The following is an 11,357-nucleotide window of genomic DNA, read 5'->3' on the forward strand; positions in this document are numbered from 1 at the left end:
CAATTATGAACGTTAGGCGTTATTTTGAGTCCATGTCTACCCCCAACGACACGATGTTTGTTGAAATTGAAGATAGGCATCGGTTTACGCGTCGTGGGGACGATTGGATTAAGTTCCGTGAGGACATAATTCAACTCTTAGAGCAGACTGTTTCTGATGAGTTATCGCAGGAATTTGAAGCAGCGACGGAGGATTGGGTTTCGGAGGGGGCCCCGTAGGCTGGATGTTCACTTCCAATTTTTGGACGGATATATCTCATGTCAAATTCAATCACCCATGCACAAGCTTTAGAAACCGAAGGGAACTTAAACGAAGCCGTTCAGGCTTACGATAGCATCCTTAACACAACCGACGAAACATCCACACTCGCGCTGGCTAACTTTAGACTTGGCACTATCTATCGGACGTGGCGGGAACTCTTCACGGCGCAGCGGTTTTTAGCAAAAGCACATCAACTTTCCCCAAGCGACACAGATATCCGAGACGCGATTGAGGCACTCAATCTGCACTTTTCAGAGAATCGGGAACTAATTGCGGATGAGATGACCCGCAAGAACAGCGATCAGATTGTATCTCTCTTCCGAATCGCTACGGGGATTAAACTCATATCTATGGACAAACCCGTTCAAGCCTACCCGCTATTAAAAAGCCGCACCAAAATCTTTCCGAACGCCGCTATCGCCAAACATCTCCTCACCGACATCCAGATTACTGAAGAAGAACGAAATTCAGCGATTGATTTCCTGTTGGAACGAGAATGGCTTGTTAGCACTGGTATGTCGCTTTACACGATAGCAGAGAGCGGGTTGTACGCCTTTTATACCGCACTTGCCGAGTTGCACGTTGACAATTCGGATTATAGAGAGGCGATACTGTGTTATGAACAGGCACTCTGGCTCGATCCATCACAACAGCAGTTGTGCTACCGACAAGTTATCTGTCATGCCGAGATAGAAGCGTGGGAGGCAGCAGTCGAAGTGCTATCGCAGCTTCCTGATGATGTACCGGAAGGCGTAGACCTTGAAGCATATTACACAGCTGTTGCCCAGAGTTATCACCATCTCTATGAGACGACCCAAGACGAGTCTGCCAAAGAGAAGGTTATTGAGGCATGTGAGGCGGTGTTGCGTTTGAACAAAAGGGCGAGAGAGATTTCAAAACTCCTTTCATCGTATCAAGGCAAAAAACCGTGGTGGCGTCAGAGCGTTTTAGTTTTATAGTAAAGCCCTGAAATAATTTGACATATTCTAAGATTGCTGGTATCCTCTAAGTCTTATGAGTTATTCATCAGATTTCCGCAAATGCGTGCTTGACTTCGTTGCTAATGGGGGTAGTAAAACCGAAGTTTCACGCCGTTTTGGTATCTCTCGAGGCATCATCTATGAGTGGTTGGCTGCTCAAGACCGGTTGATCTCTAAGAAACCGGGGTCTCAAGGGCCTCGAAACATCGATTATCAAGCCTTGAAGCAACACGTTGCCGATTTCCCAGATGCCACCGAGCAGGAGCGTGCTGCTCCTTTTGGCGTCTCGAAACATGGTATTTGGTATGCGTTGCGAAAGCTCAATATCACGCGAAAAAAAAGACACACACCTACAAAGAACAGTGTCCTATGAAGTGCCAAGAGTCTCTCTCGAGGCTTCAGGCAGAAATAGAAAAGGGTAAAAAGCCGGTTTATATTGATGAGAGTGGTTTCACGAAAACCGATTTTCGCCGGTATGCTTATGCCCCGAAAGGCCTCCGTATTGAAGTGAAAGTGCCAAGTCATCGGTATACGACGCCGCCGTTGATAGCGGCTCGTCTTGACGGACCTTTCAGGGCCCCTGTGCTTTTCGAGGGGTGTTGTGATGCGCTTGCCTTCAACACGTGGCTTTCGGAGATGCTGTGTCCATTGCTTGATGATAGCCACGTTGTGATTATGGATAATGCGTCGTTTCACAAAGGTTCAGAAACGGCGGCATTGATCCGGGCTTCAGGTGCGAGTTTGTTATTTTTACCGCCCTATTCTCCGGATCTAAATCCGATTGAGAAGGATTTCGCCAACATCAAACGGATACGTCAATACAACGCTGAGACTTCCATTGATGATATTATAAAAGTGTATAATACCAATTCTAATTGATAATTCCTCTTAAAAGGTTGACTATTTTTCAGCGATGCTCGGTGCGGTTAGAAACCGCACCTACCGGGTGTGGTGTGAGTGGGTTCGGTTAATGCGAGATAAACTTTTAGAAATAGTATAAGTAATTATGGGCTTTAGTATAATCAAAAAAAGAAGGCGTTTGATTGGACGAAGGCACAAGATCAGCGTGCTGCGATGTATGCCGTTCACAATCTCGGGCGTGCGATAGAGAATTGGAAAGGTAAACGTGCCAAGTTTCCGAAGTTTAAGAAACGCGGTTGTCGTCATTCCTACACAACTGACGAACAAGCCGTGCGTGTAGAGGGCAAACGTATCAAGTTGCCGAAAATCGGTTGGATACGCACTTTTGAGAAGTTGCGGTTTGTGGGTAAAATCGTATCTGTCACCATATCAAGAACAGCACACCGTTGGTTTGCGTCTGTATCTGTAGAAGTGCAACCGCCTTTGGAGAGATGCCCAGCGTCGTCAGAATTTGTGGATTGGTTTGCGTCGAGCGTCGATATTGGAACACCTCATCAGATGGAACGATCCATCTACCCCACTATCGGCATAGACGTAGGCATTTCCACACTTGCAACATTGGATGATGGCACGAAATACGAGAATCCGAAGGCACTCAAACGCTACGAGCGAAAGTTAGCCCGTGAGCAACGCAAGCTAAGCCGAAAGGTGTTTTTGTCCCAAAATTGGTATAAGCAAAAGCAGCTTGTAGAACGCCTGCATTATCGTATTGCTTGTATCCGACGCGACGCGCACCATAAGGCAACAACGGATATACTTAAATGTGCATCGAAAATCGGAATTGAGACGCTGCGAGTTACCAACCTACTGAAAAATAGGAAACTCGCGAAGGCGTTATCAGACGCAGCGTTAGGTGGTTTCCTTGAGAAACTTAAGACGAAATCAGAAAGTCTGGGTATACCGATTGTGCAGGCGGACAGGTTCTTCGCGAGTTCCAAGACGTGCAGTCGTTGCGGACACAAGAAAGACGACTTACCGCTTTCGGACAGAGAATATCCGTGTAGCAACTGCAGTGTGTCTATAGATAGAGACGAAAACGCAGCCATCAACTTAAAACATGTCGCGGTGGGATACACCGAGACGTAAAACGCTTGTGGAGTTTCTGTAAGTCCTCCACTTGCGGGAGGCACGAAATTGAGAAACAAGAAGCACACGTCTTTAGACGTTGTGAGTATCACAGCACTTCCCTTTACGGCTGTTACAATTAATGACCGATTTTGGGCACCCCGACAAAAAACGAATTCTGAAGCGACGATTCCGCACGAATTGGTACAGTGCCGAAAAACCGGTAGAATAGATAACTTTGCAAAGGCTGCGGGTTTGATGTCTGGAGCGTTTGAAGGTATCTTTTTCAATGATTCTGATGTCTATAAATGGGTGGAGGCGGCATCGTATACTCTCTCGACGCATCCGAATCCAGTGTGGGAAGCAGAATTGGATGAAGTCCTCGCGAAGATCGCTGCGAGCCAACAACCTAATGGCTACTTGAATACCTATTTCACACTGGTTGAACCGACGAAGCGGTGGCAGAATCTCGGCATCATGCACGAGTTGTATTGCGCCGGACATCTCTTTGAGGCAGCAGTCGCGCACTACCAAGCGACCGGAAAGCGGACGTTATTGGATGTTGCATGCCGATTCGCAGACCTAATTAACAGCATCTTTGGACCCGACAAACGGGACGGTCTTCCGGGGCACGAGGGCATTGAGTTGGCACTTGTGAAGTTGGCGGAGGCCACAGGTGAGACACGCTACGCCGCGCTTGCCGAATATTTTGTCACCCGGCGCGGGCATTCTCCATCAGTTTTTGAGGAAGAATTGGGAAATTCCGACATTCCCGGCGGACTTGATGCCTATCGGCATCACTACACGCGTGACGGAAAATTTGAAGGACACTATGCCCAAGCACATCTCCCAATACAGCAACAAACAGAATGCGTCGGACACGCCGTACGCGCGATGTATCTCTACAGTGCCGCTGCTGACATCGTTCATCAAACAGGCAATGCCGAGATTTCAAAGGCGTTGGATATGCTCTGGCGGAATGTAACGGAGAAACGTCTCTATGTCACGGGTGGTGTGGGTCCCTCCGGTCACAATGAAGGTTTCACAAATGATTATGAACTGCCGAATTTCTCGGCTTATGCTGAGACCTGTGCTTCAATCGGACTGATATTTTGGGCACATCGGATGTTCTTGTTGCATGGTGAGTCGCGCTTCGTAGATGTGTTGGAGACGGCACTTTACAACGGCGCTCTCTCTGGAATTTCGCTTGATGGTACGGGTTTCTTCTATCAGAATCCATTGGCGAGTTACGGCGATCGGTCCCGACACGAATGGTTTGGCTGCGCATGTTGTCCACCCAATATCGCGAGGCTTCTCGCATCTGTCGGACAATACATCTACGCTGAAACGGCTGAAGGTGTGTGGGTGAATCTCTACGTCGGTGGCACTGCCGAGGCAACCGTCGCAGGCAATATCCCCGTGAAACTGACACAAGAGACCGATTATCCGTGGACGGGTGATGTGACGCTGACGATTGATCCCGAAGTTCCGGCGTCTTTTGGTCTGAATTTACGGGTACCGAGTTGGTGCGAGCAATTTGAAGCATGCATCAACGGTAGACGCTACAGACCTGAAGCAAACGCCGAGGGTTACCTCTCAATTACACGGGAGTGGCACGCTGATGATAGTGTTGAACTTCAGTTCGATATGCCTATTGCCCGTGTTTATGCGCATCCACTCGTTAGGGAAAATGTTGGACGTTTCGCTTTGCGCCGCGGTCCGATTGTCTACTGTTTTGAAGACGTTGACAATCCGGGTGGTGTTTTTCAGACGTTGGCACTCTCCGCGGATGTCGCATTGGAAACGACATTTAATGAGGAATTGCTTGGTGGTGTGACGCTAATCCGTGGTATGGGAACGATGTTGGATGCTTCTGAGTGGGAGAACAATCTCTATCTGCCCACAAAACCGAAAATGCGGCAGTTGGAAGTTACAGCGATTCCATATTATGCCTGGTGCAATCGAGGCAGTAGCCAGATGTCGGTGTGGATTTTGTAGTGCTTCTTTATTTTTGGATGGGTGGATGTGAAAATCCACCCGTTTTTTGCATAAAATCTGGGTATACCTTGCTGAAAATTCCCTTTAAACGCAGTTGCTTATAAAAAAAAATTACGACCCTGTTATGGAAACAGATTCACGTCTAACCTTAGTCATCGTCGGTAACGGCATGGTGAGTTACAAATTTTGTGAGAGACTTGTCGAGAACGGTGCAACTGCCCAATTTCATGTTGTCGTGTTTGGTGAAGAACGTGTACCCGCCTATGACAGGGTGCATCTCACTGAATTCTTCGGCAGTGACGATACAGAGGACCTCCTGTTAGCCCCGGAAACCTGGTATACGGAAAATGGAATTGAGCTGCATCTTGGTACTTCGGTTGAATCGATAGATCGCGAACAGCGTATTATCCATACGAGTTCAGATCTCTATATCGAGTACGATAAACTTGTTTTCGCGACAGGCTCATACCCTTTTGTTCCATCTATTGATGGAACGAACCTACCGGGTGTGTTTGTTTACCGAACGATTGATGATCTTAGGGATATTGAGGACTACAGTCGCAATGCCAAGAGTGTAGCGGCGATAGGCGGTGGACTTCTGGGGTTGGAAGTGACGCGCGCCCTTGAAATTAGTAGAGAAGAGGGAGGCATTGAGGCGCATATTGTACATCGTTCTTCCCACTTGATGTCGCGGCAATTGAACCCAGATGCAGCCGCAGTCCTTCAAAACAAAGTGGAAGAGATGGATATACGGGTGCATCTCAATAAACAGACAACACATATTACAGCGGAGGGGAAAACCCGTGTGTTGCACTTTACAGACGGATCTCTGCTTCCTGTTGAGATGGTTGTCATTTCAGCAGGCGTTCGACCACGGGATGAGTTGGCACGTGCATGCAATCTCATTTGTAGTGTTGACGGTGGAATTGAAATTAATGATGAATTACAAACCTCAGATACCGACATCTACGCTATTGGCGAATGTGCCTCACATAAGGGAAAGTTCTATGGGCTCGTTTCGCCCGGCTATAAAATGGCTGAAGTTCTGGCTAAAAACCTCACAGCGGTAGAAAAACAGAATGAGAAGCGGCTTCAACGCTTTGAAGGTGGTGATGTATCAACTACGCTGAAGTTGATGGGCGTTGATGTTGCTGTGTTTGGTGAATATCGTTCAGAAGATGCACACATTACCTTTGCTAATAGCGATGTCTATCGACAATTAGCGTACCGCAATGGTAAGTGTGTGGGTGCAACGGTGGTTGGAATTTGGCGAGAGATGGGAAAGGTACAACAAGCAGTGGCTGCGAATAGACGAATATGGTTCTGGAACTCTTGGCGTTTCCGAAGGAAAGGCAAACTTTGGCGTGAACAAAGTATGCAAGGTGTCCAAAACTGGTCAGAGGACACGGTTATTTGTAATTGTACTGGTGTGAAACGCGGTGAACTGAGTCACGCTTGTACAACCGGGTGTCGGACTGTTGCAGCGTTGTCGGAAACCACGGGTGCCGCGACTGTTTGTGGGATGTGCGTCCCTTTATTGGAAGAATTAATTATCGGGATGCCGACTGTTAGCGAGCGATACGAAGACAATCCTCCATTACAATATTCATGGAGAGGACTGTTTGGTGCTTCGCTTGTCGGTTTGTTTCTGGTGCTATTGACCTATTTTTCAAGGCCTATCCCTTTTTCCGCTACGGCGCAGAATCTCCATCACGTCATTGACGCGTTGTGGCGCGATAACTTCTGGAAACAGGTCACTGGTTATACGCTCCTTGGACTCTCGGCGGGTGCACTCATTTTATCATTACGGAAGCGGTGGAAATGGCTTCCGTTTGGAGATTTCGGAATCTGGAGACTCATTCATGCGTTAATTGGGATTGGAACCCTCGTTTTTCTTGTCGCCCATACCGGTTTTCGGTTGGGGAACAATCTAAATCAAATATTGATGATGAGCTTCCTTATGCTAAACCTTGTTGGGACGTTAGGTGGAGGAATAACAGCCTTGTCAGCAAAACGGGGGAGTACTCCATTGCATCGATGGCAGAACTGGCTCATCCGAGTGCATACTGTGTTATTCTGGCCACTACCGGTATTAATTCTTTTTCATATCATTGCCATCTACTATTTTTAAAATGGGTTGGATTAGAAGAAACGCCTCTTGGTTGTGCTGGCTCCTACTCACCATGAGTATTGGCTGCTATTTTACCTTTTTGTTGGTAACAGATCATAACAAACGGATATTCTTACCCGGTGAGACTTCGCATGGACATTACCAAATTGAGGTGAAATGTGGAGCGTGCCATACACCGATGCGAGGGGTAAAACAGGAGGCATGTCTCCAGTGCCACGCCGCAGAACTAAAAATTGCCAACGATACACATCCAGAAAAAAAGTTTACCGACCCACGGAACGCTGATCTTATTGCTGTTTTGGATGCTCGGAGATGCATCACCTGTCATGTGGAGCATGAGCCAGATATGACCCGTTCAATAGGACTGACGCTTCCAACAGATTACTGTTTCCGCTGCCATGCTGATATCGGTAATGAACGTCCGAGTCATCAGGGCCTCGGATTTGATACATGTGCTTCTGCTGGATGTCACAACTTTCACGACAATCGGGCATTATACGAAGATTTCCTAAGTAAACACCTTGATGAACCGGATGTTTTAGATGAAGCAACCGGACCAGCACCAAACATGACACAGTTTCTCCATCTGTTTGAGGGAATCGCGACCGAACCGCTAAGTGCCACTGAACAAGATGCACCCGTTGACGTGAATTTGGATTCTACGCTACTATATGAATGGGAAAACACGGCACATGCGCAAGCTGGGGTCAACTGTCAGAACTGTCATACACAGAGTGGGGTCTGGAAAAATGAACTCACACATCGCGCATGCCAGACTTGCCATAGTAGTGAAGTGGACGGTTTCCTAAAAGGTAAGCACGGCATGCGCCTCGCGCAGGAACTAAGCCCGATGTCCCCCGGTATCGCACGACTCCCGATGAAGTCCGAAGCACACGCCAGAAACTTGACATGTGTATCTTGTCACAGTGCACATCGCTTTGATAGACGATATGCTGCCGTGAATGCATGTCTCTTCTGTCATAATGATACGCACAGTTTGGCATATACGCACTCACAGCACTTCGCCTTATGGGAATCAGAAATGAGCGGTGAAGCAGAAGCGGGTAGCGGTGTATCCTGTGCTACTTGTCATCTACCACGCGAAATCCATAAGCAGGCTAACATTGAAAAAGTTGTTGTTCAGCACAATCAGAATGACAGTCTGAGACCGAATGAAAAGATGATTCGGAGTGTCTGCATGAATTGCCACGGACTCGGATTCTCCATCGACGCTTTGGCAGATCGAATGCTCATCGAAACGAACTTCAACGGAACGCCGTCCGAACATATTGAAAGTTTAGATATGGTTAAACAGCGGCTTAAAAGGAGAATAGAATGAAAAATTTGAAACATGCTGTCATAAACGGGGTTCATCTACTCGCCCTATTTATACTTTCGGTGGTTACCTTTGCCGGTTGTAGTGCTGAGGGGCCTGAATCAGGTGGGATTTCACCGCAGAAGATGGCGGATGCACTCCACGCAGTCATGGAGGCTAACAGAACGGTTTACACACGGAACGTTGTAAATCGTTTGATGGAAGAAGAGCAGGTTATTGAGGCGAGTGAATACTGGAAAGATGACAAAGCATTACCGTTGCCAGCACAGATATTTCGGATGGGTGCAGAGATGGTGTCTGAGAAAAATATTGGGTTCACCTATGCCTTGCTATCTATGTGGCCCATCAACAAGCAGAATGCTCCCAAAACGGAAGCAGAAAAAATGGGACTAAAGTACGTTTTTGATAATCCCGGCGAAAATTATTACACAGCGGAAAAACTCGGTGGACAAAATTACTTCACCGCTGTCTATGCAGATACTGCAGTTGCACAAGCCTGTATTGAATGCCACAATGCTCACCAAGATAGTCCGAGATCTGATTTTGAGTTGGGTTCGGTCATGGGAGGCATCGTCATCCGAATTCCGCTCAATTGAGCATCTTCGCGAGAGGCACAAGAACGAGGATGGGTTATCCCTCTCTGGGGCCGCTTTACAACGCTGTTATACATTTGACAGTGGCGTTTTCGATAACTCACATGCGGAATGCACAGCCGCGTGCCCTCGCTGCAGTGTTTCATTTAGGGTAACTGTAGGGCATTCTGCATTTTTTACCGATGAAATCGCCGTTCGAGTTCATCGCGTCCCATCTCGACGATAATGGGTCGTGAGTGCGGGCAATTAAAGGGTAGCTTTGCCTCCGATAACTCTTTGAGGAGGTTTATCATCTCTTTCGTATCCAGTGTATCCCCTGCCTTAACAGCCGATTTACATGCGAGGGTTATCAAGGCGTTCTCAATCGCTTCCGGGATTTGCACTTCAGTGTGTGGTTGCGTTGGGAGTTTGTCGAGTAGGTCCGTAACGGTCTGTGCAGCGACACGTGTCGGCAGAGGTGCCGGAATTGCCCGAATCAAAATAGTATTCCCACCGAATTCCTCCAAATCAAAACCGAGTTTCTTAAAGATGTCGCCGTGAATCTTGAGAGTACCGAGCTGCTGCGCCGTGGCTTCCAGCGTGACGGGTAATAGCAGCCCTTGCACAGGAATACCATCGGTTTTCATCTGGTTGACGAAGCGTTCGTAAAGGACGCGCTCCGCAGCGACGTGTTGATCAATAAAGAAGATTTTATCTCTCGCCTCAACGACAATGTAGGTCTTAAAAAGATTGGTTTTCAGTTGGATATGCTCAAAATCGAGCAGACTGAGATCGGTGTCTTCAGGAACCTGCTGCTGCGGGGGTTGCACAACAATTTCAGTAGGCGCAACTATCTGTTGGTTGTCGGTTGCTGGCGATGTGTGAGAAGTTTGTAACCCCGAACTCCCGCTTTCCGCTTCCACAGGACTCTCTGGCTGACTGCTGACTGCTGATGGCTGACCTCTAAATTGTGTGCGTTGTCCCTTCCCAGTAATAGGTGTGGAGACCCGTTGTGGTAGACTGATATCGCGGTGCTTAGCGGTTGCCTCGGATTGCGAAGGTTCAACGGCTGTCTCGATTTTTGGGATGTACTTCGCTTTATGGATGGCGTTACGGAGCATCCGAACGATACCGCTGTAAATTGTACGTTCGTTCCGAAAACGCACCTCTATTTTGGCGGGATGTACGTTGACATCAACGGCTTCGGGATCGAGCGTTAGGAAAAGTAGGGCGACAGGCTGCCGGTCCTTGACAATCATGGAACTGAGTGCTTCTGTGAGTGCTGCAGCTATGATGGGACTGCGAATCGGTCGCTGGTTGAGAAAAAAGAGTTGATACTCACGGTTCGGTTTTGTAAATTCCGGTTTCCCGAGTAAGCCATACATCTTCAAGTCGGGCAATTCTTCTGTAAATTCGATAAGATTGTCAGCGAATTCTTTGCCGTATATGAGGCGTACCCGCTCCAAGTGTGAATCACACGCGCGAACATCAAGAATGGATCTGCTGTTGTGTGTTAGCGAAAATTGGATGTTCGGATGTGCGAGGGCTGTCCATGTTACTTGCCGCGTGACGTGGTTCATCTCTGTGGTATCGGTTTTCAGAAACTTCAGACGTGCCGGGACGTTGTAAAACAGGTTGTTGACCGACATGTGGGTGCCGGGAGAACATCCGCTTTCTTGCACGGATCGGAAGACACCACCGTCAACATTCACCTTTGTGCCAATGAGTGCGTCAGGTGTACGGGTGAGGAGTTCAAATTGTGAGACCGAGGCGATACTGGCTAAGGCTTCACCCCGGAATCCAAAGGTTTGAATCTGCGTAAGGTCTTCGATACGGTTGACTTTGCTCGTTGCATGGCGTTCTAAGGCGAGGAGCGCGTCCTCACGTTCCATGCCGCTGCCGTTATCGGAGACGTGGATAAGACGTTTCCCACCGGCACGGACTTCGACGCGAATCGAAGTGCTTTCAGCATCCACAGCGTTTTCGATAAGTTCTTTAACGACTGAAGCAGGACGTTCGACAACTTCGCCTGCGGCGATTTTGTTGGCGACATCTGCAGAGAGTATTTTAATTTTTGGCATTTTTTAACGATC

The 11,357-nt window shown here is 48.0% G+C and carries 9 protein-coding genes and 1 pseudogene; 9 read left to right on the top strand and 1 reads right to left on the bottom strand.

The genetic code is table 11. From position 1 onward, the window contains the following. Positions 1-5 precede the first annotated feature (5 nt). The 9 genes and pseudogenes from OXN25_03280 (at position 6) to OXN25_03320 (ending at position 9,288) form a co-directional block, all read left to right on the top strand. Positions 6-218: a hypothetical protein gene (locus OXN25_03280; protein ID MDE0423876.1), complete on the top strand. Its 213-nt coding sequence runs from the start codon at positions 6-8 to the stop codon at positions 216-218. A 39-nt stretch (positions 219-257) separates the two neighbouring features. Continuing rightward, a complete protein-coding gene (locus OXN25_03285; GenBank protein MDE0423877.1) occupies positions 258-1,220 on the top strand; it encodes a hypothetical protein in 963 nt (320 codons plus the stop codon). Positions 1,221-1,275: 55 nt separating this feature from the next. Beyond that, positions 1,276-1,614, top strand: coding sequence for an IS630 transposase-related protein (locus tag OXN25_03290; GenBank protein ID MDE0423878.1), 339 nt, complete (start codon positions 1,276-1,278; stop codon positions 1,612-1,614). Then, a complete protein-coding gene (locus OXN25_03295) occupies positions 1,611-2,120 on the top strand; it encodes a transposase (GenBank protein MDE0423879.1) in 510 nt (169 codons plus the stop codon). Before OXN25_03290 ends, OXN25_03295 begins: the two co-directional genes overlap by 4 nt. 159 nt (positions 2,121-2,279) lie before the next feature. Then, positions 2,280-3,248 (top strand): annotated as a pseudogene (locus tag OXN25_03300) (RNA-guided endonuclease TnpB family protein). A 48-nt stretch (positions 3,249-3,296) separates the two neighbouring features. Beyond that, on the top strand, positions 3,297-5,225 hold the full coding sequence (locus OXN25_03305) for a glycoside hydrolase family 127 protein (protein MDE0423880.1): 1,929 nt from the start codon (positions 3,297-3,299) through the stop codon (positions 5,223-5,225). Between the two features lie 124 nt (positions 5,226-5,349). After that, positions 5,350-7,356 carry an FAD-dependent oxidoreductase gene (locus OXN25_03310; protein MDE0423881.1) on the top strand — a complete coding sequence of 669 codons (2,007 nt, stop codon included), beginning with the start codon at positions 5,350-5,352 and terminating at the stop codon, positions 7,354-7,356. A 1-nt stretch (position 7,357) separates the two neighbouring features. Beyond that, positions 7,358-8,695 carry a cytochrome c3 family protein gene (locus OXN25_03315; protein ID MDE0423882.1) on the top strand — a complete coding sequence of 446 codons (1,338 nt, stop codon included), beginning with the start codon at positions 7,358-7,360 and terminating at the stop codon, positions 8,693-8,695. Next, positions 8,692-9,288 (top strand): DUF3365 domain-containing protein, encoded by a 597-nt coding sequence (locus tag OXN25_03320; GenBank protein ID MDE0423883.1) that lies wholly within the window; start codon positions 8,692-8,694, stop codon positions 9,286-9,288. Before OXN25_03315 ends, OXN25_03320 begins: the two co-directional genes overlap by 4 nt. A 173-nt stretch (positions 9,289-9,461) precedes the next feature. Here OXN25_03320 and mutL read toward each other — a convergent pair whose 3' ends face one another. Further along, positions 9,462-11,345 (bottom strand): DNA mismatch repair endonuclease MutL, encoded by a 1,884-nt coding sequence (gene mutL / locus OXN25_03325; GenBank protein ID MDE0423884.1) that lies wholly within the window; start codon positions 11,343-11,345, stop codon positions 9,462-9,464. Between the last annotated feature and the right edge of the window lie 12 nt (positions 11,346-11,357).

It is taken from the genome of Candidatus Poribacteria bacterium (assembly GCA_028820845.1).
Taxonomy (GTDB): Bacteria; Poribacteria; WGA-4E; order WGA-4E; family WGA-3G; genus WGA-3G.

Bases quoted from the DNA above. Each gene is read 5' to 3' on its own strand.
- OXN25_03280 (MDE0423876.1), top strand. From the start codon at position 6: ATGAACGTTAGGCGTTATTTTGAGTCCATGTCTACCCCCAACGACACG.
- OXN25_03285 (MDE0423877.1), top strand. From the start codon at position 258: ATGTCAAATTCAATCACCCATGCACAAGCTTTAGAAACCGAAGGGAAC.
- OXN25_03290 (MDE0423878.1), top strand. From the start codon at position 1,276: ATGAGTTATTCATCAGATTTCCGCAAATGCGTGCTTGACTTCGTTGCT.
- OXN25_03295 (MDE0423879.1), top strand. From the start codon at position 1,611: ATGAAGTGCCAAGAGTCTCTCTCGAGGCTTCAGGCAGAAATAGAAAAG.
- OXN25_03310 (MDE0423881.1), top strand. From the start codon at position 5,350: ATGGAAACAGATTCACGTCTAACCTTAGTCATCGTCGGTAACGGCATG.
- OXN25_03315 (MDE0423882.1), top strand. From the start codon at position 7,358: ATGGGTTGGATTAGAAGAAACGCCTCTTGGTTGTGCTGGCTCCTACTC.
- OXN25_03320 (MDE0423883.1), top strand. From the start codon at position 8,692: ATGAAAAATTTGAAACATGCTGTCATAAACGGGGTTCATCTACTCGCC.
- mutL (MDE0423884.1), bottom strand. From the start codon at position 11,345: ATGCCAAAAATTAAAATACTCTCTGCAGATGTCGCCAACAAAATCGCC.